Raw genomic sequence first — 25,880 nt, 5'->3', positions numbered from 1 at the left:
ACCGTCGTGGTCCTCCGCACCACCGTGTGGGCGGGTCCGGGCCGCGGGTCAGCGGTCGCGACCGATCACGGACTCGTACCGGTGGCGGTGGCCGGCAGGCCGAAGGAGTAGAAGGTGGTGCTGGCGGCGCCGAGCCGCTCGTAGCCGTTGCCCCAGTACAGCTTGCCGTCGACGATGGCCGGACCGGCGTTCGACGCCCCTGCGCCCTGGTACTCCCACAGCACCTCGCCGTCCTCGGCGTCGAGGGCGTACATGTAGCCGTTCAGCGAGCCGTAGTAGACCACGCCGTTCGCCGTCGTCGCCGGGCCGACCGCCAGGCCGCCGTGCGGTTCCGGTACCTGCCAGACGATCTCCCCGGTCGCCACGTCCAGCGCGCCGAACGAGCTGTAGTCGATGGTCTGGCCGTCGGGCAGTTGGTACGGCTCCCGGTCGTTGTTCGTCTCCGCGAAGAAGATCCGCTCGCCGTCGTTGGCGGTGCCCCACTCGATGCCGCCGAGCACCGAGCCCGGCCCCACCGACGCGCTCCAGATGATCTCCCCGGTCAGCGCGTCGAGCATCCAGAACTCGCCGCTCTTCTGGCCGGCACCGACTGCCTTCCGGGGCTGCCCGTCCGGGCCGGGAATGGTGAACAGGTGGGTGCCGTCGCTGGTGTCGTGGTCCGGGCCCGGGTTGGGGCAGTTGTTAGGCGGGAATCCGGGTATGCAGGCGAGGTTCCACTCGTCGAACCGGGGCGGGCCGGTCGACCACGTGATCTCACCCGTGGCCATGTCCATCGCGACGATCGAGTCCTTGGCGTTCCACGGCGGCAGGCACTCCTGCGGGGTACCGCCGTTCTCCTGGCACTCCCGCGCCGAGGCCGGGATCGAGTAGTTCTGCCCGGTGCCGACGTAGACGGTGCCGCTCTCCGGGTCGATGGTCGGGGTGCTGCCCCAGACCGACGCACCGCTGAAGATGTCGCCGCCCGCACCCTGGTCCGGCAGGGTGTGGCTCTTCCACCGGACCACTCCGGTCGCCGCGTCGACCGCCACCAGGCTGCCCCGGAAGGTGCAGCAGTCGTACGCCGGGTCGCCGGCGTTGAGGAACTCCAGCGAGGAGACGCCCTGGTAGAGCACGCCGTCGTGGATGGCCGGCGACGAGGTGAGGATGGCGTCCGGATGGGTGTCCATCGCGGTGTTCCAGCGCAGGTCGCCGGTCTCGGTGTCGATCGCCAGCAGCCGGGCACCGGCCTGGGTGCCGAGGTACACGGTGTCGCCGGCCACCACCGGGGCGGTCCGGGCGAAGGTGCCGGCGATTCCGGCCAGCTCGGCGACCGAGCGGGACCAGATCACCTCCCCGGTCGCGGCGTCGACCTTCCAGAAGGTGCCGCCCCAGTCCGGGAAGTAGACGGCGCCGTCGACCACGGCGGGAGTGGCCGAGACGTCGCCGTCGGTGGTGACGGTCCAGGCGGTCTCCAGGGCGCCGACCGTCGAGGGGGAGAGTAGTTGCTCGTCCGGGTTCGACCGGGTGTTGCGGATGTCGTGGCCGCCCATGGACCACTCAGCGCCGTCCTGGGCGCTCGCCGGTGGTGCGTGGATGATGGGTACCAGTGCCACCACGCACGCCATGGCCAGCGCGGACGCGGTGCCGATCCGTCGAACGTTGCTCATCGTAGATCCCCTTACGAGTGAGATATATCTATAAAGGCATATCTCAATTGCAAGGTCGGCTCAAGGTCGCCGGCGGCTCAGGCCGGCCGGTCGGGTCCACGGACGCGCGGTTACTCGGCGCGCCCCCGTCGGGTCGGCTGCGAGTCGTCGCCCCGCGCCTCCGCCCGGGGGCGCGTCCCAGAGTCTCTGGTCGCCGGTAGCGGCGTCTCGAAGGCGGCGAGCCAGGCGGCGAGCAGTCGTTCCAGCTGGGCGGCGTCGTCCGGCGGCAGCAGGTCGAGGAGGCGGCGTTCGTTGCGCATGTGCTCGGCGAACGCCTGGTCGATCAGCTTTCGGCCGGCCTCGGTGAGCGCGACCAGCCGTCCTCGCCCGTCGGTCGTGCTGGGCCGTCGGCTGACCAACCCGTCGCGCTCCAGCCGGTCGATCCGCTTGGTCATCGCCCCGGTGGTGACCATGGTGAAGGCGGCCAGTTCGCCCGGAGCGCGTTCGAACGGCTCGCCAGCGCGGCGCAGGGTGGCGAGGACGTCGAACTCACCCTCGCCCAGCCCGTACCGCCGGTAGACGACCTGAAGCTGCTCGGTGAGGTGCCCGGCGAGGCGGTGCAGTCGGCCGATCACACCCTGTGGGCGTACGTCGAGGTCGGGTCGCTCCCGGGCCCAGGCCTGCTGGATCCGGGCAACGTGATCCAGGTACTCGGTCACACCCGACAGTATAGCTTCCCGGGAAGCTATACTGTCTTCCGTGGAAGCTACTTTTCGGTGGGTGCCCGTCACCGCGATCGCCCCGGTGGCCTGGGGTGCGACCTACTTCGTCACCCACCGGTTCCTGCCGGCCGACTATCCGCTGTACGGGGCGGTGATCCGGGCACTCCCGGCCGGCCTGCTGCTCCTGCTGGTACGCCGGACGCTGCCGCGCGGCTCGTGGTGGTGGCGGTCGCTGGTCCTCGGCACCCTCAACATGGGCGCGTTCTTCGCGCTTGTCTACCTGGCGGCGCAGGTACTGCCGACGAGCGTCGCCTCGACGATCATGGCGACCGCGCCGGTGGTGATGATGCTGATCGCCTGGGCGGCGCTTGCCGAACGCCCCCGGGCGGCGCACCTGGCCGGCGCCGGCATCGGGATCGGCGGCGTCTGCCTGCTCCTGCTGGACGGCACGGTCGCCGTCGACTTCTCCGGGGTACTCGCCTCCGTCGCCGCCATGGTGATGTCCTCGCTCGGCTACGTGCTCGCCAAGAGGTGGAGTGCGGGCGTCCGGGTCGGGCCAACCACCACCAACCAGCCGATCGACGTCTTCTCGCTGACCTCGTGGCAGCTCGTCGCCGGCGGCGTGGTCCTGCTCCCGGTCGCCGTCGCGGTGGAGGGGCGGCCGCCCGCCCTGGACGGCCCGGCGGTCGCCGGCTTCGGCTACGTCACGGTGCTGGCCACCGCGCTCGCCTTCGCCGCCTGGTTCACCGGACTGCGGCACCTGAGCGCCGGCACCGTCGGCCTGATCGGGCTGCTCAACCCGGTGACCGGGGTACTGCTCGGCACGGTGGTCGCCGACGAGACCCTCGCGCCGCAACAGGTCTGCGGGCTCGTCCTGGTCTTCCTCGGCATCCTGCTCGGCCAGCCGCTCACGGCACGCCTCGCCGCGCGCCTCCGGGCGGCCCGAGCCCGCCGAACCAGCCGGGCCGGGAAGCAGGCGTCACCCTGCCCGGGTTGACCCCCCCCGACCTGCGGCAGACCTGCCGTCGACCGGTTACTCCTCGCCGGGGCCGTCCCCCTCGGGCGCGGTGGCCTCCGGCAGCCATCCGGTGAGCACCGTCGGGTCGGCGACGGCGCGCTCCACCTGCTCCCGTTCGGGCCCGGTCAGCGAGATCTCCCGTAGCCGGGAACCCCACTCGGGCACCCGGTCGGGTTCGTCCAGCGCGATCGACAGTTCGACCAGCGCGGCGAGCGCCAGGGCCCGGTCGAGACCGGACGCCGTCTCGCCGTGCCGGCGCAGCCCGGAGTTGAGCGCCCGGAACGCGGCCCGGTCGTCGGTCTTGAACTCGCGCAGGATCCGCGCGTTGTCGAGTACCTTGGCCAGCCCGGTCAGCCGCTTCGCGCCGCCGTACTCCAGCTCCTGCGGCTCGTCGCGGCGGATGAAGATGATCGAGTTGCCGGACGGGTCGACGATGCTGAACCGGGAGGCGCCGGGCCGGTAGCGGGTGATCCGCGGCAGCCCCTTGCCGAGCACCTTCCCGTACGTCTTCCGCATCGCCGCCACGAAGGCCGCGTGGTACGGCGCGACCGCCCCGACCATCACCAGGCAGCCGCCGGTGTTCTCCAGCGCCGGGTCGAGCCCGGCCGGTGCGGCACCGTAGTGCAGCTCGAACCCGCTCCACCGCAACGCCAGATACAGGTACGGCTTGCGCTGCTCCCAGGTCACCTCGAAGCCCAGGGCCCGCCAGAACGCGAGCGTCTCGTCCGCCGACACGCAGTTCAGCAGCGGTACGGTCGTCTCGTCCGGCACTATCCGTTCGTCCGTCGTCGCCATCGATGTCTCGCCCCGTCTCGGCCGGTAGGTCCGGCCATTCTGCCAGCGCGCCGGCACCCTTCGCCTATGAGCGGCGGGAAGGTTGAGAGCTGTGCGTAGGCGGTCTGCGGGACCGAGCCGGCCCGGATCTCGCCGGCATCGGATTCGACCCTGACTGTCGTGCCACCCGGTCTACCCTGCGGCTCGATGGTCCGGACGGTGCTCCGGACGCGCTGCCCGCCCGGCTTCGTGCACCCGGTGCTCCTGCGCCGGGCCGACCGTGGCGATGTCGTACCCGTCGGGGTAGGTCTTCGCCCGCAGCCCGCCGTCGAGGTACTGCCGCCGGCGCGGTGCCGCCCCGTGCCGCAGGTACGCGGCCCGACCGGCGAGCCCGCCGGCCAGCAGGGCCCGGGCCCACCACGGCGGCGGTGCGATCGAGACCGCCGCCCGCAGCGGTGGGTCGAGCAGCGCGTCGGCGACCCGCTCGCCGATCGGTACCAGCGGCTTCGGCAGGTCGGCGAGCAGTCCCTTGGTCGCGGTGATGAGCCGCCGGGCGGCCGGGGTGGCGGCGAACCGCGCGGCTTCGAAGGTGTCGTACCAGTCGGCGTAGCTGTCCAGGTCCGGCGGGATGCCGGTGATGCGCAGCCGCCGGCCGAGTTCGGCGTAGAAGTGGTAGGTCGCGGTGCGCTCGTGGCAGCACAGCGGGCGCCAGCCGTACCGGTCGATCCACCGGGTACCGACGAAGACGAAGGTGCCGAGCACGTAGAGGTAGTCGTCGTTGTCGATGGCGTACCGGCGGTGCAGTTGGTTGAGCCGGCGGGTGGCGGCCCGGCCCAGCGGGTGGTCGAGGCCGTGCTCGATCAGCGTGTACATCAGGATGCCGGTGTCGTCGGCGCGCCGCTCGGTCCGGGACGTGGTCTCACCGGTCGCGGCCAGCAGCTCGGCGATTGACGGCACGGCGAAGGTGCGCCAGAACGCCAGCAGCAGCCCCATCCGGACGTCGAACGGGAACTCCCACAGCGCGGTGGTCCGGTAGATCCGGTGGCAGTCCCGGGCGGGGTCGAGTTCGCGGATCTCGCGTAGCCGGTCGAAGCGGCCGGGCCGGTGCAGCATCGGTGCGGTCAGTTCCGCACCGGCGCACCGGGCGAGCTGGGTGCGGTCGTCGCCGGCGGCAGCCGGCGCAGCGCCGACGAGACCCGGCCGAGGAACTCCAGGTCGGCGGCGAGGTCGCCGTCGTCGTCGGCCTGTGCCGGGGTAGCGGAACGGGTTTCCCGGGCAGTCGGAGCGCTCGGATCCGCGTCCTGCCGTTCCGGGCTCGCCGCCCGCAGTCGGGCCAGCGCGTCCCGGATCCGGATCGCCTCCCGGGTCGCGGCGGCCGTCCTGCCGCCGGCAGCGTCGGGGCCGCGACCGTCCGGCGGGGGAGTCCCGTCCGGCGGTGCCAAATACGCCGCGAGCGCGAGCCGGCCGTCGCGGATCTCGATGACCCGCCGGTAGAGCGCGAAGTCGAGGTCGCGCAGCATCCGCAGGTCGGCCCGGCGGGACGCGGGCGGGTCCAGGGCGATCTCCGGCATCACCTGGTACATGGCGTGCCACAGCGGATAGAGCCGGAGGTAGGTGCGGGCCCGTCCCAGCCTGTCCGCCGCCGCGGAGAGGTTCGGTCCCCAGGACGGGATGGTGAAGCCAATCGTGATCACGAGCGCCCCGACGCAGGCGCAGAGCGTACCGACGTCGCTCAGGGCCGGCAGCGTCGTGCCGAACCAGGCGGCGACGACGTACCCGCCCTTGCCGAGGCAGTAGCCGAGCGCGACGATCGAGCCGGCCGCGACCAGCCGCAGGCCCCGGCGCAGCCACGGGCGCCCGTCACTCCGGGCGACCCGGCTGGCGAACTGGAGGCTGCGCCAGGCGGCGACGCCGAGCCCGAAGGCGAACGCGGAGACGTAGACCAGCAGGAAGGTGCCGCCGACCGGGCGGGGGCCGTAGACGTCGTCGAAGTCGCTCGGCGCCTCGACGGTGGCGCCGCTGTTGGCGAAGAGCACCGCCATGGCGACCAGCACCAGGCCGTAGAAGACCGCCAGCACCCGGGCCCGGGGCAGCGCCTCGGCCGCCGGCATGTGCCAGAGCATCAGCATGACCAGCGCGGTGATGCTGTATCCGACGATGCAGCCGTAGACCAGCAGCGAGGCGAGGTTCGGTACCCCGAAGAAGCGGTTCACCGCCGTGTAGACGGCCGGGACGGCCATGGTGAACCCGGCCGCCGGCAGCGCGATGCAGAGGGTCAGCACCCACAGGTTCAGGTTGCGGGGGTTGCGGGCGAGTGCCGCCACCTTGTAGCCGACCGCGATCCACGCGACCGCCGCGCAGAACAGGAAGATGCCGCTCTTACCGTCCATCCGGCAACACCCTAGTGTTCCAGCGACTGGCCGAGCCGCTCGACCACCGGGTCGCTCGGGGTACGCGGGGCCGGCGGGCGCCACAGCCCGGCGCGCTGCCCGAGCAGCGAGGCGAGGGTCTCGGCCTCCTGCTCCTCCTGGCTGCTGTAGTTGGTCCGGGCGAACATCGCCCGCACCACCCCCGGGTCGAGATGCCGGAACAGCTGTCGGCTGCCCTGTACCTCGTCGACCAGGTGCAGCCGGTGCTCCAGCAGCAGGTGCGCCAGCTCGTGCAGGGCGATGTGCACCCGCTGCACCCCGGTCGCGGCGGAGGTCACCACCAGGTAGTCGGCGGCGTCGGTCGAGACGCAGAGCCCGCACGGCGCCCCGGGCGGCAGGTCGAATGCGATCAGGTGGACCGGGCGTCCCCGGTCGGCGCCGAAGTCGCTGATGAACGTGTCGAGGTCGAACGGGTCCGGTACCCGGATGCCGCGCGCGATCTGCTCACAGCGCCGGCGTACCTGCCGTAGCGTCATGGGCCCACCGTCCCTCTGCGCGGCGTGCTGTCGCCAGACCGCGATCCGCATTCACGCGCCATCATCCGCGTCCGGCTTGCCCTGTTCAAGGACGCGGATCACCCCGAGCAACTCGGTGAGGGCATCGATGGCGGACTGCGCCTCCGGGATCACGGAGTTGCGCAGCGCGACGGTGCGGGCGCGTACCTGCTGCAACGCGGCGGCGAGGTCGAGTTCCTTGTCGACGTCGGCGGCCAGCCGGTCGCTGGTGAAGTACTCCACCGGTACCCCGAAGAACTTCGCCAGCGCCCGGAGGTGGCTGAGGTTCGGGTCGCGCTTCTTTCCGGTGCGTAGCTGGCCGATGTAGGTGTGCGAGATCGACTCGCCCTGTGCGGTGATCGCGTCCGCCACCTCGCGCAGGCTGTACGCGCTGCCGTCGGGCTTGCGGATCCGGTCGAAGAGCCGGTCCAGCCGGTCGGCCAGGGTCCCCGAGCTGCGGAACTCGTCCGCCTCCTCAGCCATCTGGCCTCCTCCGGGACTGGTTCCAGTGGTTTACAGCATGCCACAGCACTGTCCACAAATGTTGACGGGATCACCTGCCGTGTGCGTATCATCGCTGCGAACGCGCGGGCAGGCATGACCGGAGGCATTATGCCGGGACGCGCGGGCACGGGGAGGTGCCGTCGTTCAACGGGGGAGACGGGAACGTGTCGCTAGACCGGAGCCCGTCGTACTGACGGCATCTGCGGACCACTCGCCGGGGGCGGCGGGTCCGTTAGCCCGACGGTCGGCGTCGGGCGCCCGGCCGGACCAGGGGGTTCCGCCGGTCGCCCGACGCCAGATCCACGCCGGACCGGCCCGCCGACGGCGGGCGTCCGGTGCGGAGGACGCCTCCTCCGCACCGGACGGCGAAAGGTGCGCCACTCAGCTCGCGGTGCAGGTCGGTGACATGCCGGTCCCGCTACCGCTGCCCTGGAAGCCGAACTCGGTCGACTGTCCGGGGGCGATCCGGCCGTTGAAGCTCACGTTGGTGAAGGTGACCGCCCCGCTGCTGCCGCTGCGCTGGCTGTTCCACGAGTTCGTGACCGTGGCGCCGGACGGCAGGGTCACCCCTACCGACCAGCCGTTGGTGCCGGACGAGCCGGCGGTGACCCGTACGGTGGCCACGAAGCCGCCGTTCCAGGAGTTCAGCGACACGGTGGCGGTGCAGCCGCCCGGTCCCTGCGTCGGCGGGTTGGTCGGCGGGTTCGTGGGCGGGTTGGTCGGCGGGTTGGTGCCGTCGGGCGCGACGGCCCGACCGGTGGCCGGGGAGATCATCCCGGGGCAGAGGTTGCGGTTGGCCAGGTTGGCGACGATCTGCGGTACGGCGTTGATGGTGGTCTGGTAGCCGTCGTGCATCAGGATGACGCCGCCGTCGGTGAGGTTGTTGGCGGCCTGGACGATCTGGGCCGTGCTGGCGCCGTTCCAGTCCTGGGAGTCCACGCTCCAGAGCACCTCGGTCAGGCCGAACTGGGCCTGCACCGAGCGCAGCGTGGCGTTGGTCTCGCCGTACGGGGGCCGGAACAGCCTCGGCGCGGTCCCGGTGGCCTGCTGGATGGCCTGCTGGGTCTGGCTGATCTCCGAGGTCATCTGCGCGGTGCTGAGCTGGGTCATGTGCGGGTGCGTCCAGCTGTGGTTGCCGATCCACATCCCGGCCTGCTGCTGGGCGCGGACCAGTGCCGGGTTCTGCTGGGCCCGCTGGCCGATGTTGAAGAAGGTGGCCCGGGCGCCGGCCGACCGCAACGCGTTGAGCAGCGCGCTGGTGGTGCCGGTGTTGGGTCCGTCGTCGTAGGTCAGGGCGACGTAACCGTTGCAGGCCGCGGCGGCGACCGGTGGGGCCGCGGCGGTGACGGCGACGACTCCGGCGGTGACGGCCAGAGCGGTGGCGGCGAGCGCGGCGTACAGGCCGCTCGGCCGGGAACGTGGACGGGGCATGCGGGCTCCTCGGTGGGGGCAGGGTGGCCTGCCGGCGATGGTGGGCGTTGAAATATTCCGCGGTGTCGATCGAAATATATTCAACGGCGATGGTCGATGTCTAGCGGCGCTGTGCCGGGCGCGGGCGGGCGCGCGGTCCACCGGGGCCGGGCGCGGTCTCCGGCGCCAGGGTCAGCGGACCGCCCGGGCCGCCAGCCGGGGGAGGTCGACCGGCGTGCCGTCGCGGAGGATCGCCTCGGCTTCCGCCCCGGTGACCGGGCCGGCGAAGAGATAGCCCTGGCCGTGGTGACAGCCGTAGCGGCGCAACTGGTCCCGCTGTGCGGCGGTCTCGATCCCCTCCGCCACCAGCTCCAGCCCCAGGTTGAGCCCCATCGACACGATCGACCGGACCAGTTCGCGGCTCTTGCCGTCGGTCGCCAGCGGCGCCACGAAGGACCGATCGATCTTGAACGCGTCGATCGTCAGGTGGTGCAGCGCCTGCAACGAGGAGTAGCCGGTGCCGAAGTCGTCGATATGCAGCTGTACGCCCAGCTCGTGCAGGGCCGCCAGCTTCGTCCGCGCCGCCGGGACGTCGTGCACGATGACGCCCTCGGTGATCTCGATGATCAGCGCCGCCGGGTCCAGCCCGGCCGCCCGCAGGCTCTCCTCGATGTCCTCCAGCAGCCGGGTGTGCCAGAACTGCCGGTTGGAGACGTTGACACTCATCCGCAACCCGTCCGGGGCGGACCCGCTCGCCCGCCAGGCGCCGAGCTGGCGGCACGCCTCGGTCAGCGCCCAGCGGCCGATCGACGGCATCAGCCCGCTCTCCTCGGCGATCGGCAGGAATTCGGCCGGCAGCACCAGGCCGCGTACCGGATGCCGCCAGCGCACCAGGGCCTCGAAGGCGCGGGTACGACCGTCGGTCAGCCGTACGATCGGCTGGTAGCGCAGTTCGAAGCCGCCGGTCTCCAGTGCCCGGCGCAGCTCCGCCTCGGTACGCAGCCGCCCGACGACCCGCTCGTGCATGGCGATGTCGAACACCGCGTGCGAGCCCTTGCGCTGCCACTTGGCCGAGTACATCGCGGTGTCGGCGTCCCGGATCACGTCCTCGGCGTGCTGGTAGCCGGTGCTGCTGCGGGAGATGCCGATGCTGGCCGAGACGACGAACTCCTCCTCGCCGAGCCGGAACGGCACGTCCAGCGCGCCCCGGATCCGTTCCGCCACCGCGACCGGGTCCTCGCCGCCGGGCCGCTGCCGCAGCAGTACGGCGAACTCGTCCCCGCCGAACCGGGCCGCGACGTCGGCCTCCCGGGCGCTGGCCCGGATCCGCTCGGCGACCTGGACCAGCAGCCGGTCACCGGCCAGATGTCCCAGGCTGTCGTTGACCAGCTTGAAACCGTCGAGGTCGAGCAGCAGCACCGAGTAGTGCCGCTCCGGGTGCCGCGTCTGGGCCGCGACGGCCGCCTGTAGCCGGTCCAGGAACAGGGTCCGGTTGGCCAGCCCGGTCAGCGGATCGTAGAGCGCGGCGTGCCGCAGCAGGTCCTCCTGCTCACGCAGGGACTTCAGCACCGCGTCGTGGTCGAGGGCGATGGTCAGCAGGGCCGCCCACTGGTTCATCATCTCCCGGCCACTGGCCACCTCGGCCTCGATCGGACCGACGACTGCGAGCATCCCCCAGTCGCTGGCGCCGATCCGCAGCGGTGCCACGTAGACCATCTGGTCGGCGTCCAGGTCCGCGAGGTCGACCAGTTCGGGCGGGGGGAACGACCGGGGCGGCACCGGCTCGACCGGCATCGGCACCGGTCCACGGTCCCGTTCGAACATGGTGACCAGGTCCAGCGCCGGTTCGGCGGCGTCACCGCCGGCCAGGGTGCCCGACCAGAGGCCGAGGCAGCCGCCGCGGGCGGTGGTGTCCTGGATCCAGGCCAGTGCCCGGGGGTCCTTCTCGTGGCTGCGCAGCAGGTTCTTGCTGACCGTGTAGAGCGTCTTGAGGGTGGTCTGGAACTCGTTCTCCTCGATCTTGTGGGCCCGGGACCGGCTCTGCGCCAGTGCGACCACGATCTCCTCGGTGCCGGCCCGGACCCGTTCGGCGCCGGCCTGGTCGTGCCGCCCGACACGCCGGACCAGACCCAGCCCATACCGCCGCACGCAGTCCATCATCCGGACCACGCCCTCCGGATGCCGCTGGCTCAGCCTCTGCAGGCCGATCAGGGACTGGCGGAGGTCGAGCAGGTCCGGACCCGCGGTACCGTCGCCGGCCGCGGCGAGGGTGTCGGCGATCAGGGTGCCGGCCCGGGCGATGGTGGCCCGGCGGGTCGGATCGACCGGAGCGGGCAGTGCCGTGACGAGTCGGGCGACCAGGTGGTCGGCGGTCGACAGGTCGGCATCCGGCTCCGTCGCCAGCGCCACCGGGGCCAGCGGGTCGGGGCAGCCGCACGATTCGCGCGGCTGGAACGACGTGGGCACCGAGAAGGTACGGGCCTCGACCTCCTCCCCGCGCGCGGCGCGCAGCGCCAGCTCCGCGGCGATCCGGCCCAGGTCCTCGAAGCTCTGCCGGACGGTGGAGAGGCTCGGGGTGAAGTAGACCACCCCTTCCATGTCGTCGAAGCCGACCACCGCCTGCTCATCCGGCACCTGCACGCCGGCGGCCAGGAAGGTGCGGAGCAGTCCGATCGCGTTGAGGTCGTTTCCGGCCACCACCGCCGTCGACGGCAGCCCGGCGGCCAGCATCGCCCGGCCCGCGCGTTCGCCGCCGCTCTCCCGGTTGTCACCGGTGTCGAAATGCAGATCGGTACGCGGTGTCATCCCGCACTCCAGCAGGGCGTCGCGATAGGCCTCGTAACGCTCGCGCAGATCCCGCAGTTCCAGATATCCCGCGAAGGCGATCTCCCGATGGCCGTGCTCGACCAGGTGCAGTACCGCCTCGCGTACTCCGCCGCGGTTGTCGGGGAGCACGACCGGGCAGGAGACGCCGGGCATCTCGTGGCTGATCATGATCACCGGTTTGCCGGCGCGCTGGATCGAGTTCAGGTATCCCGGCGCTGCCGAGTTCAGGATGACCACGAACGCGGAGACGTGGTCCCAGGCCACCGGGTGCGGAAAGTCCGGAGGTTCGGGCGGGTCGAAGTCGAATGTGCCGGCGCCGAGCGTCTGAATGGCGATCATCCGGCCGCCGGCGGCTGCGGTCGTACGCGCGATTCCGCCAAGAATGCTGCCGAAATAGTCACAACCGACAGACATGGTGAGTACGCCGATGGTGGGGCCATCGATCACGGCCATCACCTCCTGCGCCAGCCGACGCAGTACGTCGCGAAGGCCGGGCCGAGTCCGGTGGAAAAGGTGGCTTTCCGGTGGTTGTTCCGGTGGTTGTTCCGATCAACTTCCGGAAATATTTCAGATAATCGTCGAGAGCCTACCGGATCATGTTCGGACGCGTCGATACGCGCGAATCCATTCGCCCGAGGTCGCGGAACCGCGCCGCCCGTCCCGAGCGGCCGGTGATCAGGAGCCGAAGCAGCCCGGCAACCGGGGAATGACGTCGGACGGGACCAGGTCCGTGCAGACCGCATCGGTGCCGGCGGCGAGCGCCGTCCACGTCGCACTGTCCCGGTCGTACGCGAAGACGACCCAGGCCGGATCGGCCCGCTCCGGCGGGACGATCGTCGTCGCGGTCGCGTACCCCCGGTGGCAGGCCGGGTCACGGACGCCGCTGATCTCCGCGTCGACGGCGGCGAACAGTTTCCGGTTGGCCTTGAGCGCGGTGAACAGGGTCGCCGCGTCGACCGGGCAGCCGTCCGTCGCGGCCGGGGTGGGGCTCGGCGTCGGCGCGGCGGCCGTCGCCGACGCGGCCGGCGGCGTGCTTGCCGGGCCGGTCGTCTCCCCGCCGGTGCAGCCGGAGACCGGCACCACCAGCCCGACGAGGCCGACGAGCCCGACGCCGCGACGGGCGACGACGGTACGGCCGGGAGCCCCGCGCGGTGCGCGGATCACGACGGCGGTCATGCGGAGGCAGGCTACCGAACGTCCGCCGCCCGTGGGGTGCACCGCCGGCCCGGGTGGGACGCGCTCCCGATCCCGGTGGCGAGGTCGCGGCGCGTCAGCGCTGCCGATGCCGCCAGGCGGCGGCCGTCAAGGCCCTGGTCAGCTTCGGCTGGCACAGCACGGGGGTGCTGTCCAACTCGGTCACCTGCACCAGGTGCGCCACCGGCCCGTCGGTCGCGGCCGGCACCCGGGCCCGGCCCGCATCCGGCTCACCGTACGGCCGGCCGTACGGGTCCGGCCAGCGAATTGTCGGGGTCTGCGGTTGCATCTGGTAGCGGAGTACCGGCGGCGCTCGGTGCACCGGGTCTCGACCCGAGGCGGCTCCGGCTGGAGCTGACCCGACCCCGCAGGTGGCGTCCGGGGTGGCCGACCTGATGGTCCACACTGCCCGCTCCCGTCCGCCGATCCGGGTGTTCGGTGCCGACCGACCGGCGGGCCAGCGGGTTCCCGACCCGGCGGGCTACCCGGCGTCGAGGTAGCGCCACTGGCCGTCCTCGCGGCCGAAACGGCTGCGTTCGTGCAGCTCCCCGGGCCGGCCCGACCGCCGGTAGTGGGCCCGGAACTCGACGGTGCCGGTGGTGTCGAACAGCCCGCCCCGGTCGGTGTCGAGGATGTCGAGCCGGGTCCACCGGTCCGCCGGGTCGAGCGTCAGCCGGGCCGGGCGGGTGCTGGAGTGCCAGGTCCGGAGCAGATAACCGGGGTCGCCGACGGCGTACGCACTGAACCGCGAGCGCATCAGCGCCTCGGCGGTCGCCGCGACCGTACGCCCCTGGTGCAGGGCGCCGCAGCACTCCCCGTACCCCGATCCTGAGCCGCACGGACACGGCCGGCCGGACTCGTCGCCGCCCGCCCGGCGGGCCTTGCGTTTCGCCACGCGACGATTGTCGTCCCCGGCTCGCCCCTCCCTGCGGGCGGCCGGTCCGGGTGAGCTGATCTCCCCGGTCGCGATCGGCCCCTGCTGCCGGAAGACACGGGCGTGTGGCCGAATCGTGTCCTCGGCTTGACGGAGCCTGGCTACCTTGGAGCTGTTCCGGCGACCGCCTCGGCAACAGCGAGGAGCCCGTGGAAGTGTTGATGAACGAGCGGGTCGGCACCGCCCAGCGCGGCACGGTGCTCGACCTGCTCTCCCGGGCGCTCGAGGAGGGCTATCTCGAGCTCGCCGAATACGAGGAACGGATGGTGTCCGTGCAGGCCGCCAGGACCGTCGCCGACCTCACCCGGCCGCTGGCCGACCTGCCGGCGCAGTTCCGGTGGTATCCGCACCCGCCCGCCGGTGCGGCGGCCGCGCCGCTGGTGCGGCCACCGGGGGGACGGCCCGGGCAGCTCGGGCAGGTTGGCACGGAGCGCGGCGAGGAGCGCGACACCTGGGTCGCCGCGCTGATCCTCGGCATCGTGTCGCTACCGCTCTCGCTCTGTCTCGGCGCGGGGGTGCTGCCCGGGGCGGTGGCCATCCTGCTCGGCCGGCCGAGGCGCGGGAGATCGCACCAGGTGAGGGCGACCATCGGCATGGTCCTCGGCGTCGTCGGTGTCGCGCTGTCGTCGGTGATGATCGTCTCCGCGTTCGTCGTCGACTGAGCGGCGCCGCCCGCCGGGGCGGAGCGATCCTGGTCACGATCACTGACAGCCGTACCCGCCGGCTGTGAAGCTGGACCGGCGCTGTGCGGAGCCGGTCGAACGGCGGCCCGTCCGGGCGGCGCGTTCGGACGGGGTGTCGCTGTGCGAAGGGTGCCGGGTCTGCCGGTGAAGGTGCTGCCGGGCTGGGCGGCGATCGGGCTGACCGTGCTGGCCGGGGTGGGCTCGGCGGCGCAGAGCCTGGCCAACGCCGAGATGGGCGAGCGGACCGGTCATCCGATCATCGGGGCGCTGGTCAACAACACCGGCGGAGTGGCCCTGGTCCTGCTCGGCCTGCTCGCCCTGCCGTCGATGCGCGCCGGTCTCGGGGTGCTGCGCCGGACCAGACTGCCGTGGTGGACGTATCTGGGCGGGCTGTGCGGGGCGTTCTTCATCGTCGCGGCGACGTACATCGTGCCGGTGCTCGGGGTGGCGATCTACACCATCGCCCAGGTGGCCGGCAACAGCGGCGGCGGACTCGTCGTCGACCGGACCCGGCTCGCCCCGGCCGGCCGGATGGGGCTGACCCGGTCCCGGGTGGCGGGTGCGCTGCTCGGGATCGCGGCGGTGGCGCTGGCCCAGTTCGGCCGGCCGGTCGGCGACCTGGCGGTGGGGCTGGTGCTGCTCGGCGTGGTCTGCGGGGTGCTGGTCGCCGTCCAGGGCGCGCTGAACGGCCGGATCTCCACGGTCGCCGACCCGGCCGCCGCCACGGCGGTCAACTTCGCGGTGAGCAGCGCGGCGATGCTGCCGGTGGCGGCCGTGACCGGCGCCCTGGCCCAGCTCGGCGCGACCGGCTGGCCGAGCGAGTGGTACCTGTACGTCGGCGGTCCGCTCGGGGTGACGATCACCGTCGCGCTGCTGGTCGGCATCCGGTCGATGGGACTGCTCCGCACCGGCCTGGCCCTGGTCGCCGGGCAGTTGGGCGGGGCGCTGCTGCTCGACCTGCGGCCGGGTGGACCCGGCGCGAGTCTGGCGGTGCTGGTCGGGGCGGTGCTGACCCTGCTCGCGGTGGTCGTCTCCGGCCGGGCGGCCCGGGGTGCCCCGGCCGCCACCTGAGCCGGCCACGGCCCGGTTCGTTTCCCGGCCCGCCGGTCATACCGGTCGAGGCCGACCTGATCGCAGCGGTACCGCCCGGCGTTCCAGGCGCTCACCGTGCTCCGCCTCGGGTGGGCTGGCGGCATCCGGTCGGACGCCGGATGGCAGACTGGACGGCGTGACCGAATCCGCCGTCGCCCGTGATCCTGGCACCGTACACGTGCGTCCGCGACGCATCCGGACGGTCTGCTGGATCCTGGCGCCCGCGCTGGTGGTCATGTTCGCCCTGCTGAGCATCGGGCTGCACGGCTCGACCGGTTCCGGGGCGGCTACCTTCCAGCGCGGCGACCAGCTCGCCATGGCCGGGCTGGGCGTGCTGGGCGGCTTCGTGGTGCTGCTCTTCACCCGGCCCCGGGTGGAGGCGGACGCCCAGGGGGTCCGGGTGCGCAACGTCTTCCGCGGCTACGACCTGCCCTGGGACGTGGTCCGGGCGGTCCGCTTCGACCGGAGCTCGGCCTGGGCCAGCCTGGAACTGCACGACGACGAGCTGGTGCCGGTGCTGGCCCTCCAGGCGGTGGACCGCGAGCTGGCGGTGGACGGCGTACGGGCCCTGCGTGCGCTGCACGCCGCGCAGCAGCAGCCCCAGCCGGCACAGCCGGAACCCGAGGTCGTCCAGGGGCAGCGGACGGCGCGGTGATCGCCCGTCGGCGACCTGCCGTCTCCGGCGTGCCCGTTTTGGCATCCTGCGGGCTGACCTGCTAGTCTTTACCAGTCGACCACTGTCTGGGTTTATCCGCAGGCAGTCAAGAAGCGGAGCGCCTGCTCCCACCCGTGTCGCCTCATCCGGTGGCCGGGTCCGGTCACCGGTTCGGCTTCGCCGATCCGGGGGTGCGATCGCAGATCGCCGCAGACCGGTCGAGCGGGCCCTGGCATGCGCCGGGGCCTTCTGCTTTGGGTCGAAGACGTTAGGACCGGCCACCGCTGACGCGCGGCCGGTGAGGATCACCACGAGGAGGCCCCATCAGCGTCGAGCCACGCGTGAACGAACAGATCCGGGCACGTGAGGTCCGACTGGTCGGCCCTGAGGGCGAGCAGGTGGGCATTGTCCCGCTGGAGCGCGCTCTGCAGCTGGCCGCGGACGTCGACCTGGACCTGGTCGAGGTTGCGCCCATGGCGCGCCCGCCGGTGTGCAAGCTCATGGACTTCGGCAAGTACAAGTACGAGTCCGCACTCAAGGCGCGCGAAGCCAGGCGTAACCAGCAACAGACCGTCATCAAGGAGATGAAGCTCCGTCCGAAGATCGATCCGCACGACTACGAGACCAAGAAGGGTCACGTGGTGCGGTTCCTCAAGGCGGGTGACAAGGTCAAGGTGACGATCATGTTCCGCGGTCGGGAGCAGAGCCGACCGGAGCTGGGTTACCGGCTCCTGCGCCGACTCGAATCCGAGATCTCGGAACTGGGGTACGTCGAGGCCGCTCCGAAGCAGGACGGCCGTAACATGATCATGGTCCTGGCTCCGCACCGGGCCACCAAGGCCGCCGCCACGGCTGCCCGGGCTGGCTCGCCGCGAGAGCGGGAGGCCGGTGCCGCCGAGGCACCGCCGGTCGCCGAGGCGGCGCCCGGTCCGGCCGGACCCGCCGGAACCACCGGCGAGTAACAGGGGAGAGACGCACCAAGATGCCGAAGATGAAGAGCCACACCGGGATGGGCAAGCGGGTCAAGGTGACCGGCAAGGGCAAGATCGTTGCCCAGCAGGCCGGCCTCCGGCACAACCTGGAGAAGAAGCCCTCCACCCGGACCCGCCGGCTCACCGGCACCGTCGAGGTGGCCAAGGCCGATTTCAAGCGAATCAAGAAGTTGCTGGGCCGCTGACGCGCGCCTCTTGACCTGAAGGAGTAGTTGAGATGGCACGCGTCAAGCGGTCAGTGAACGCCCAGAAGAAGCGTCGCACGGTCCTGGAGACCGCCAGCGGCTACCGCGGCCAGCGGTCCCGGCTCTACCGCAAGGCCAAGGAGCAGGTGCTGCACTCGATGCAGTACGCCTACCGGGACCGGCGCGACCGCAAGGGCGACTTCCGGCAGCTCTGGATCACCCGGATCAACGCGGCAGCCCGCGCCAACGGGATGACCTACAACCGGCTCATCCAGGGCCTGAAGCTGGCCGGCGTCGAGGTGGACCGCAAGATCCTGGCCGACCTCGCCGTCAACGACCCGACGGCCTTCGCGGCCATCGTCGAGGTCGCCCGCGCCGCCGTGGCGGCCGAGGGCACCGGTGGCGCGTCGGCCCAGGCCGCCTGACCACACCGCGACACCCGATCGAGGCGTCCCGCATGTCGGTAAACCCGCAGGTGGGGCGCCTTGACCATGTCCGGGCACCGGATCAGCCGCTGTTCACTCCGCGTACCCCGAGGATCGTCGCGGCCCGGCGGCTGCACCGGCGCCGGGAACGTGACACCACCGGCCGGTTCCTGGCCGAGGGCCCGCAGGCGGTCCGGGAGGCACTGGCCGCGCCGGGCCTGGTGGTCGAGCTCTTCGGCACCCCGGCCGGGCTCGACCGGTACGCCGACCTCGCCGGCACCGCCGCCACGGCCGGAGTACCGGTCTCCGGGGTGACCGACGACGCGCTCGCGGCGTTGACCGAGACGGTCGCCCCGCAGGGGATCGTCGCGGTCTGCGCCCGGCTCGACGTGCCGATCGGCACCGCGCTGCACCGGCGTCCCCGGCTGGTCGCCGTGCTGGCCGAGATCCGTGACCCGGGCAACGCCGGCACCGTGCTGCGCACCGCCGACGCCGCCGGGGCCGGTGCGGTGGTCTTCGCCGGGGACGCGGTCGACCCGTACAACGGCAAGTGCGTGCGGTCGTCGGCCGGCAGCCTCTTCCATCTCGACGTGGTCCGGGCTGCCGAGCCGGCCGGCGTGGTGGCCGAGCTGCGGGCGGCCGGGCTGGCCGTGCTGGCCGCCTCCGGCTACGGCGAGACCGACCTGGACGACCTCGCCGACTCCGGCGGCCTGGCCCGCCCCACCGCCTGGCTGTTCGGCTCCGAGGCGCACGGTCTGCCGGCGGAGCTGGCCGACGCCGCCGACGCCCGGGTTCGCGTGCCGCTGCACGGCCGGGCCGAGAGCCTCAACCTGGCTGCCGCCGCCGCGGTCTGCCTGTACGCTTCGGCCAGAGCACTGCGGCCCGGGGCCGCCCGCACCGCGCCGGAGAGCGCATAATGGGTCCGGGGCAGCAGAACAGACCAGGGAGTTGTCGACCTGATGACCGAGTCCGCGAGGTGGCGTGTCCGCGACGCACGACGCCACTCGTTTAGCCAGCCCGCCGGTGTCGGCGGGCGGCAGGGCTGACTCTTCTCCTCCCTGCGCACCCTCCCCACCGGCGGGCTGCGGCCCAGCCGCCCGTCCGTAGACTCTCCGGAGCCGCCCGGAAGGGCTGCCCACCGAACCTTTTCAACCTGAACAGCGCGGTGCCGGCGCCAGCGAACCTGACCTCGGGCCACGATGGACCGCACGGGAGGTTGACCGAGGTTCACCGACCTGTCCACGGCGTCGCCGGTGCTCCGGTGCACACCGACCGGATCGCCCGGTTCTCGTACCGCTCGTGAGCGGGCGACCCGGGTCTCCGGCGGGGGTGCCGGAGGCGTCCAGCACGGCGCAGCGGACATTCGACGCGAGGCAGCGGGACCACCGCCCGCGATGTAGAGGGAGTAGCCGCACGCCATGACGTATCGCAACGACCCGTACGACCCGAAGCAGGTCGCCCTGCTCGACCCGGAGGCGCTGGCGGCGGCGGTGGCCGACGCGACGGCCGCGTTCGACGCCGCCACCGATCCCGACGGGCTGGCCGAACTGCGCCGGGCGCACCTCGGCGACCGGGCGCCGGTGTCACTGGCCCGCCGGGAGATCGGCGCGCTGCCGCCGGCCGCCAAGTCCGACGCCGGCAAGCGGGTCAACGAGGCCCGCCGGTCGATCGAGTCCGCCTACGCGCAGCGGCTCGCGGTCGTCCAGGCGGCGCAGGCCGAGCGGATCCTCGCCGAGGAGCGGGTGGACGTCACGATGCCCTACGACCGGCGGCCGCGCGGCGCCCGGCACCCGATCAGTACCCTGTCGGAGCGGATCGGCGACCTCTTCGTCGGGATGGGCTACGAGATCGCCGAGGGGCCCGAGGTCGAGTTGGAGTGGACCAACTTCGACGCCCTGAACATCCCGCCGGACCATCCGGCCCGGGGCACCATGGACACCTTCTACCTGGACCTACCGGGGCTGGTGCTGCGTACCCACACCTCACCGGTGCAGGCCCGGACGATGCTGGCCCGCAAGCCGCCGATCTACGTCGTCTGCCCCGGCCGGGTCTATCGGACCGACGAGCTGGACGCCACGCACAGCCCGGTCTTCCACCAGGTCGAAGGGCTGGTGGTGGACGAGGGGATCACCATGGCGCACCTGCGGGGCACCCTGGACCACCTGGCCAAGGCGATGTTCGGGGCCGAGGCACGGACCCGCTGGCGCCCGCACTACTTCCCGTTCACCGAGCCGAGCGGCGAGTTCGACGTCTGGTTCGCCCAGCACCGGGACGGCCCGCGCTGGGTGGAGTGGGGCGGCTGCGGCATGGTCAACCCCCGGGTGCTGCGGGCCTGCGGCATCGATCCGGACGTCTACTCCGGATTCGCCTTCGGGATGGGCATCGAGCGCACGCTGATGTTCCGGCACGGCATCGGCGACATGCGGGACATGGCCGAGGGCGACGTGCGGTTCACCCGCGCGTTCGGGGTCGAGGTGTGAACGCCGATGGCGAATGACGGAACGGAAGCGATGCACGTCGGAACGGATGCGGTGGTCTGAGTCATGCGAATTCCTGTTTCCTGGCTGCGCGAGCATGTCGACCTGCCCGCCGAGCTGAGCCCCGAGGAGCTGGACCAGGCGCTGGTCAACCTCGGCATCGAGGTCGAGTCCGTCGTGGACCTGCGCGGCACCGTCACCGGGTCGCTGGTGGTCGGCGAGGTGCTCGAGATCGAGGAGCTGACCGGGTTCAAGAAGCCGATCCGGTTCGTCCGGGTCGACGTCGGCGCCGCGAACGGCACCGGCGAGCCGCAGGAGATCGTCTGCGGGGCGACCAACTTCGCCGTCGGCGACCGGGTGGTGGTGATCCTGCCCGGCGGCGTACTGCCCGGCGGGTTCGCGATCGGCGCCCGGAAGACGTACGGGCGCAACTCCAACGGGATGATCTGCTCGGTCCGCGAGCTGGGGATCGGCGACGACCACGCGGGCATCCTGGTGCTGCCCGAGGACGTGCCGGCGAAGCCCGGTGACGACGCGCGGCCGGTGGTCGGGCTCGACGACGTGGTCGTCGAGGTCGAGATCACCCCGGACCGGGGGTACGCGATGTCCGTGCGCGGCCTGGCCCGGGAGCTGTCGCACGCCTTCGAGGTGCCGTTCCGGGACCCGGGGCGCTCATCCGCGCCCGGGGCGACGCCGGAGCCGGCGTACCCGATCCGGGTCGTCGACACCGTCGGCTGCGACCGGTTCGCCGCGAGGGTGGTCCGGGGGATCGACCCGGCCGCCGAGTCGCCGACGTGGATGCGGCAGCGGCTCACCCACGCCGGCATCCGGACCATCTCGCTGCCGGTCGACATCACCAACTACCTGATGCTGGAGCTGGGCCAGCCGATGCACGCCTTCGACCTGGACGCGCTCCGGGGCGAGCTGGTGGTCCGCCGGGCGGTGCCGGGTGAGCGGCTGACCACGCTGGACGGGGTGGACCGGGCGCTCGACCCGGAGGACCTGGTGATCTGCGACGCCGGCCTGCCCGGATCGGTGGCCGGTGACGGCGGAGTGCCGATCTCGCTCGCCGCCGTGATGGGCGGCGAGACCAGCGAGGTCGCCGACACCACCGTCAACGTGCTCTTCGAGGCGGCGCACTGGGACCCGGTGGTGGTCGGCCGGACGGCCCGCCGGCACCGGCTGTTCAGCGAGGCCGCCAAGCGCTGGGAGCGGGGCGTCGACCCGGCGCTGCCGCTGGTCGCCCTGGAGCGGGCGGTCGCGCTGCTCACCACGTACGGGGGTGGCACGGCCGGCGCCGAGGTGCTGGACGTCGACCACGTCAGCCCGCCGAACCGGATCGTCATCGACGCGGACCTGCCGGCCCGGCGGGCCGGGGTGCCGTACGAGCCGGCCCGGACGGTGGCGCTGCTGGAGCGGGTCGGCTGCGCGGTGGCGGTCGGCGACGGGCGTGCCGGCAACGGCAACGGAAACGGGGGGCGGCACGCGAGCGGGCCGGAGACCCTGGTGGTGACCCCGCCGACCTGGCGGCCCGACCTCACGGACCCGGCGGACCTGGTCGAGGAGGTGATCCGGCTGGACGGCTACGACAAGGTGCCGTCGGTGCTGCCGGTCGCCCCGCCCGGCCGGGGGCTGACCCCGGAGCAGCGGCGGCGCCGCTCGGTGAGCCGTACCCTCGCGGAGAGCGGCTTCGTCGAGGCGCTCTCCCCGCCGTTCGTCTCAGCGGAGCTGTTCGACCGGCTGGGGCTGCCCGCCGACGACCCGCGCCGCACCGCGGTACGCCTGGCCAACCCGCTGGCGGACACCGAGCCGCTGCTGCGGACCACGCTGCTCGGCACCGTGCTCGGCACGCTGCGCCGCAACCTCGGGCGTGGCCACCGGGACGTGGCGCTCTACGAGATCGGCATGGTCTTCCTGCCCCGGCCGGGGACCGCCGCACCCCCCGCGATGGGCGTGGACCACCGGCCCAGCGACGAGGAGTTCCGGGCCGCCGACGCCGTCCTGCCGGACCAGCCGTGGCGGGTCGCCGCGGTGTTGACCGGCGAGGTGGAGCCGGCCGGCTGGTGGGGTGCGGGGCGCCCGGCCGGCTGGGCGGACGCCGTGGAGGCGGGCCGGAACGTGCTGGCCGCCGCCGGCATCCCCGGGCACCGGGTGATGGTCCGGCAGGCCGGGTACGCGCCCTGGCACCCGGGCCGGTGCGCCGAGTTCCGGGTCGACGACGTGGTGGTCGGGCACGCCGGTGAGCTGCATCCGGCGGTACTGGCCGAGCTGGACCTGCCGCCCCGGACCAGTGCCCTGGAGATCGACCTGGACGCCCTGCCGCCCGCCCCGGTGGTACCGGCACCCCGGATCTCCGGCTATCCGCCCGCGCTGATCGACGTGGCGCTGGTGCTGGATGCCGGCGTGCCGGCCGACGAGGTGGGCCGGGCGCTGGCCGAGGGTGCCGGTGAGCTGCTGGAGTCGATCCGGCTCTTCGACGTCTACTCCTCCGAGCAGTTGGGGCAGGGTCGCCGGTCACTGGCGTACAAGCTGGTGTTCCGGGCGCCGGATCGGACCCTGACCGGCGAGGAGGCGGTGGCCGCCCGGGACGCGGCGGTGGCCGAGGCGGCCCGCCGGTTCGGGGCGGTGCTCCGGGGCGCCTGACCGGGACGGCAACCCCGACGGATGGTCCGATCGCGGCCGTCGCGCTCCGGCGCGGCGGCCGCGACGTCCTCGGGCGGCAGGACGGCGGCCGTCTCCGGCGCAGCGCCCGTCCGGTTTCGCGGATCTTGTACTCTACGGTCTCGCGGAGACGTCTCGGGGGTACGCGTGCCGCAGGCCCCGGGGCGTCACTGTCCGGATTGGAAGATCGAACGTGACGCCGAACCCAACCAGGTGGAACGCCCTGCGCAAGCCGCTCCGGATCTGGGGCCCGGTGCTCGCCCTGCTCCTGGTGGTGGCCGGCGCCGGGGCGTACGTGGTGGCCGGACTGCGCCCGTCGCCCACCTCGCCGTCCCGGCCGGTGCTGGTCTCCAGTGGAGACTGGGCCCCGTTCGTCGGCTCGGAGCTGCCCGACGGCGGCCCGGTCACCGAGCTGGTGGTGGAGGTCCTCAACCGGTCCGGCTACCGCCCCGAGATCAGGTACACCTCCTGGTCCCTGGCCGAGGAGCAGGTCCGCTCCGGTGCCACCATCGGGACGTTCCCGCTGGTGGGCAGCGAGTCCCGGCGGGCGGACCTGCTGCTGTCGGACCCGCTCGTCGACTTCGAGTACGTGCTCTTCTACAACCGCCGGGCCGGCCAGCCGAAGGTCACGTCCGCCGCCGAGCTGGGTGCGCTGCGGGTCGGCGGCATCACCGGGTACGGCTACTGGGACGAGCTGGAGTCGGCGGTCACCGACTTCGTGGAGTTCCCGTCCACACTGGAGGGCTTCCGGGCGCTGGCCGACGGCCGCATCGACCTGCTCGCCGAGGGGCTGCTCTCCGGCCAGGCGGCGCTGGCCGACCCCTCCTTCGCCGGTGACGTCGGCGACTTCGACCACCTCAAGGGCGACGACCCGCTGATCCACTCCGTCGAGGGGCTGTACTTCATGATGGCGGACAGCGCCGAGGCGGCCGTGGTGATGCGGGAGTTCAACCAGGTGCTCGGGGAACTGCGCCGGAGCGAGGAGTACGCGGAGATCGTCGCCGAACTCGACCCGCCCGCGCAGCGGGAGGTCACCCTCGACCCGGTCGGCGGCACCGGACTGGTGGAGTTGCGCGACGAGCGCGGCAGGCTGGTGCTGCTCGCCCCGCGGGGCACCCGGGCGCAGGTGCTCGACTGGCCGGAGGAGTTCGTCGGCCGGGCCGGCCCGACCCCCGGGCGGATCCTGGTCGAGGTGAAGCTGACCAACGGGCCGGCGCAGGGTCGGGTACTGCACGTCGACGCCCGGGCGCTCCGGCTGGGAACGGCGGCGGGCCGATGACCCAGTTGCGGATCCTCGCCCCGGTGGTGGTCGACTTCTACGCCGTACCCGGAGCGGCGCTGCGGGATCCGGAGGCGCACGCGCGGTTCTGGGCCGAGCGGCAGCCGGCCCTGGACGCGCTGCTGCCCCGGCTGGCGCCGCCCGTCCCGGCGGAGGCCGCCGGGTCGCCGCCGGTGGTGGTGCTCAAGCACACCCGGCCGCGCAGCTCGCTGAACCTCTACCGCAGCATCAGCGAACACGCGGCGGAGCGGACGCTGCACGTGCTGACTGGCCGGCTCCGCCCGGAGCACCTGGCGGAGCGCTCCGGTGACCTGCTGTGGGCCGGGCTCGTGGAGATCAGCTTCCGGCTCTACGACCACGGGCTGATGCTGCTGGAGATGCTGGCGGAGGTGGACCCCTGGCTGGCCGGGCAGGCCGACCGGCTACCGGCCCGGCTCGACGAGTTGCAGGCCCGGGCGGTGGAGCTGGGTGAGCAGACCGCCCGGGAGATCGTTCGGCAGTACCTGAACCCGGTGCTCGCGCTGCTGCGCGAGGCGGACCGGGACGGGGAGGTGCTGGGGGCGGCCACCCCGGCCGACGACCCGGTGACGGCGGAGTTCGGCGAGGCGCTCTGGGTGACCCGCAGCCTGGTGGTCGACCCGTCCGCGCCGGGTGCCGAGGAGATGACCCGGCACTGGGTCAAGGACGTCGTCATCGGCGACGACCAGCGCGCTCCGGCGGACCGGCTGCTCGACGGCGACCTCGACCACCTGGTCCGCTGGCTGAACTACCTCTTCCTGGACCGGACCGGTGCGGGTGCCCGGATGCTGCCCGGCGACCCGTTCCGGGACCAGTGGGAGGCGCTGCGCTACGCCCAGGTCTTCTACGGCGTGCTGGAGCGGATCGACGCCCGGCTGTCGAAGATCCTCGCCGACTCGGCGGCGGCCGGCTCGCGGTGGGAGTTGGAGCAGCTCAAGGGGAAACTGACCGGGCTGAGCCAGCGGGCCGAGCTGATCATCATGGAGCGCCAGGACCTGTCGAAGTACCTCAAGCGGGCGGTACGGGTCGAGATGGACGCGATCCTCGACTTCTGGGACTACGAGAAGCTCCTGGAGCAGCCCGTACACTTCAAGATCGAACTCTGTGGACGGCGGCTGGCCGAGCTCGCCGCCCGGCGTACGGCCCGGTCGGCGATGTTCACCGACCTGATCCTGCTCGGCATCGCCATGACGTCGATCCTCGGTACGGCGCTCGCGGTGACCGAGTTCGGCCGCTCCATCGCCAGCGATCCGGAGATGGCCGTCTACGACCTCGGCCGATCCTCCCTGGTGGCCTGGGTCGCCTCGCAACCGGCGGACGCCATCCTGGTCACCTCCGGGGTGGTCTCCGCGCTGCTGGTCGTCGTGTACCTGTTCTTCCGGCGGGATCGCAGCGCATGAGCTCCGCCGGTCCGACCGGAGCGGGTCCGGCCGCCCCGGCACCCGTGGAGTCCGGCCCGGACCCGGGAGGCCGGCACCGCACC

General features: G+C 72.6%; 24 protein-coding genes. 12 read left to right on the top strand and 12 right to left on the bottom strand.

All coding sequences use genetic code 11. From position 1 onward, the window contains the following. Nucleotides 1-65: 65 nt before the first annotated feature. Both ACSMXO_RS29650 and ACSMXO_RS29645 read right to left on the bottom strand, forming a co-directional pair. Nucleotides 66-1,646, bottom strand: a complete 1,581-nt coding sequence (locus tag ACSMXO_RS29650; RefSeq protein ID WP_455414712.1) for an outer membrane protein assembly factor BamB family protein — start codon at nt 1,644-1,646, stop codon at nt 66-68. Nucleotides 1,647-1,756: 110 nt separating this feature from the next. After that, nucleotides 1,757-2,344: a MarR family winged helix-turn-helix transcriptional regulator gene (locus ACSMXO_RS29645; RefSeq protein ID WP_455414711.1), complete on the bottom strand. Its 588-nt coding sequence runs from the start codon at nt 2,342-2,344 to the stop codon at nt 1,757-1,759. Between the two features lie 40 nt (nt 2,345-2,384). Between ACSMXO_RS29645 and ACSMXO_RS29640 the strand changes: the two genes are divergently transcribed. Then, nucleotides 2,385-3,344 carry an EamA family transporter gene (locus tag ACSMXO_RS29640; RefSeq protein WP_455414710.1) on the top strand — a complete coding sequence of 320 codons (960 nt, stop codon included), beginning with the start codon at nt 2,385-2,387 and terminating at the stop codon, nt 3,342-3,344. A 36-nt stretch (nt 3,345-3,380) separates the two neighbouring features. Here the strand turns inward: ACSMXO_RS29640 and ACSMXO_RS29635 are convergent, their stop codons facing one another. The 10 genes from ACSMXO_RS29635 to ACSMXO_RS29590 all read right to left on the bottom strand — a co-directional run bounded on the left by ACSMXO_RS29635 (nt 3,381) and on the right by ACSMXO_RS29590 (nt 13,891). Beyond that, on the bottom strand, nt 3,381-4,160 hold the full coding sequence (locus tag ACSMXO_RS29635; RefSeq protein WP_346259651.1) for a VOC family protein: 780 nt from the start codon (nt 4,158-4,160) through the stop codon (nt 3,381-3,383). A 171-nt stretch (nt 4,161-4,331) separates the two neighbouring features. Continuing rightward, entirely contained in the window at nt 4,332-5,252 is a 921-nt protein-coding gene (locus tag ACSMXO_RS29630) for an oxygenase MpaB family protein (RefSeq protein ID WP_346259650.1), read from the bottom strand. Nucleotides 5,253-5,260: 8 nt separating this feature from the next. After that, a complete protein-coding gene (locus ACSMXO_RS29625; RefSeq protein ID WP_455414709.1) occupies nt 5,261-6,529 on the bottom strand; it encodes an MAB_1171c family putative transporter in 1,269 nt (422 codons plus the stop codon). Nucleotides 6,530-6,540: 11 nt separating this feature from the next. Next, nucleotides 6,541-7,044 carry a hypothetical protein gene (locus ACSMXO_RS29620; protein ID WP_346259648.1) on the bottom strand — a complete coding sequence of 168 codons (504 nt, stop codon included), beginning with the start codon at nt 7,042-7,044 and terminating at the stop codon, nt 6,541-6,543. 51 nt (nt 7,045-7,095) lie between these two features. Continuing rightward, entirely contained in the window at nt 7,096-7,545 is a 450-nt protein-coding gene (locus ACSMXO_RS29615; RefSeq protein WP_346259647.1) for a helix-turn-helix domain-containing protein, read from the bottom strand. A gap of 402 nt (nt 7,546-7,947) precedes the next feature. Continuing rightward, nucleotides 7,948-8,997: a polysaccharide deacetylase family protein gene (locus ACSMXO_RS29610; protein WP_455414708.1), complete on the bottom strand. Its 1,050-nt coding sequence runs from the start codon at nt 8,995-8,997 to the stop codon at nt 7,948-7,950. Between the two features lie 171 nt (nt 8,998-9,168). After that, nucleotides 9,169-12,249, bottom strand: a complete 3,081-nt coding sequence (locus tag ACSMXO_RS29605; RefSeq protein ID WP_455414707.1) for an EAL domain-containing protein — start codon at nt 12,247-12,249, stop codon at nt 9,169-9,171. Between the two features lie 228 nt (nt 12,250-12,477). Then, a complete protein-coding gene (locus ACSMXO_RS29600) occupies nt 12,478-12,978 on the bottom strand; it encodes a hypothetical protein (RefSeq protein WP_455414706.1) in 501 nt (166 codons plus the stop codon). A 94-nt stretch (nt 12,979-13,072) separates the two neighbouring features. Then, nucleotides 13,073-13,402: a hypothetical protein gene (locus ACSMXO_RS29595; protein WP_455414705.1), complete on the bottom strand. Its 330-nt coding sequence runs from the start codon at nt 13,400-13,402 to the stop codon at nt 13,073-13,075. Between the two features lie 75 nt (nt 13,403-13,477). Then, entirely contained in the window at nt 13,478-13,891 is a 414-nt protein-coding gene (locus tag ACSMXO_RS29590) for a YchJ family protein (RefSeq protein ID WP_455414704.1), read from the bottom strand. 188 nt (nt 13,892-14,079) lie between these two features. On the opposite strand from ACSMXO_RS29590, the gene ACSMXO_RS29585 reads away from it, so the two are divergent. The 11 genes from ACSMXO_RS29585 to ACSMXO_RS29535 all read left to right on the top strand — a co-directional run bounded on the left by ACSMXO_RS29585 (nt 14,080) and on the right by ACSMXO_RS29535 (nt 25,797). Beyond that, the gene (locus ACSMXO_RS29585; RefSeq protein ID WP_455414703.1) at nt 14,080-14,592 is read left to right on the top strand and encodes a DUF1707 domain-containing protein; all 513 of its coding nucleotides are present in this window, start codon (nt 14,080-14,082) and stop codon (nt 14,590-14,592) included. A gap of 141 nt (nt 14,593-14,733) precedes the next feature. Continuing rightward, nucleotides 14,734-15,684 carry a DMT family transporter gene (locus ACSMXO_RS29580; protein WP_455414702.1) on the top strand — a complete coding sequence of 317 codons (951 nt, stop codon included), beginning with the start codon at nt 14,734-14,736 and terminating at the stop codon, nt 15,682-15,684. A 157-nt stretch (nt 15,685-15,841) separates the two neighbouring features. Further along, on the top strand, nt 15,842-16,360 hold the full coding sequence (locus tag ACSMXO_RS29575; RefSeq protein ID WP_455414701.1) for a PH domain-containing protein: 519 nt from the start codon (nt 15,842-15,844) through the stop codon (nt 16,358-16,360). Nucleotides 16,361-16,701: 341 nt separating this feature from the next. Continuing rightward, on the top strand, nt 16,702-17,322 hold the full coding sequence (gene infC / locus ACSMXO_RS29570) for a translation initiation factor IF-3 (RefSeq protein ID WP_278062658.1): 621 nt from the start codon (nt 16,702-16,704) through the stop codon (nt 17,320-17,322). 20 nt (nt 17,323-17,342) lie between these two features. After that, nucleotides 17,343-17,537, top strand: coding sequence for a 50S ribosomal protein L35 (rpmI, locus tag ACSMXO_RS29565; RefSeq protein ID WP_203860005.1), 195 nt, complete (start codon nt 17,343-17,345; stop codon nt 17,535-17,537). A gap of 32 nt (nt 17,538-17,569) precedes the next feature. Further along, on the top strand, nt 17,570-17,962 hold the full coding sequence (rplT, locus tag ACSMXO_RS29560) for a 50S ribosomal protein L20 (protein ID WP_346259638.1): 393 nt from the start codon (nt 17,570-17,572) through the stop codon (nt 17,960-17,962). A gap of 32 nt (nt 17,963-17,994) precedes the next feature. Beyond that, nucleotides 17,995-18,879, top strand: coding sequence for a TrmH family RNA methyltransferase (locus tag ACSMXO_RS29555; RefSeq protein ID WP_455414700.1), 885 nt, complete (start codon nt 17,995-17,997; stop codon nt 18,877-18,879). A gap of 501 nt (nt 18,880-19,380) precedes the next feature. After that, entirely contained in the window at nt 19,381-20,442 is a 1,062-nt protein-coding gene (locus ACSMXO_RS29550) for a phenylalanine--tRNA ligase subunit alpha (protein WP_346259636.1), read from the top strand. A gap of 63 nt (nt 20,443-20,505) precedes the next feature. Continuing rightward, nucleotides 20,506-23,082, top strand: coding sequence for a phenylalanine--tRNA ligase subunit beta (gene pheT, locus ACSMXO_RS29545; protein ID WP_455414699.1), 2,577 nt, complete (start codon nt 20,506-20,508; stop codon nt 23,080-23,082). A 211-nt stretch (nt 23,083-23,293) separates the two neighbouring features. After that, complete coding sequence (locus ACSMXO_RS29540) at nt 23,294-24,379, top strand: substrate-binding periplasmic protein (protein ID WP_346259634.1); 1,086 nt, start codon at nt 23,294-23,296, stop codon at nt 24,377-24,379. Continuing rightward, a complete protein-coding gene (locus ACSMXO_RS29535; RefSeq protein WP_346259633.1) occupies nt 24,376-25,797 on the top strand; it encodes a hypothetical protein in 1,422 nt (473 codons plus the stop codon). The genes ACSMXO_RS29540 and ACSMXO_RS29535 overlap by 4 nt, the downstream gene beginning before the upstream one ends. The last annotated feature ends 83 nt before the right edge of the window (nt 25,798-25,880 follow it).

The organism is Plantactinospora sp. DSM 117369 (assembly GCF_053764795.1).
This window is presented reverse-complemented; position numbering and strand designations above follow the sequence as displayed.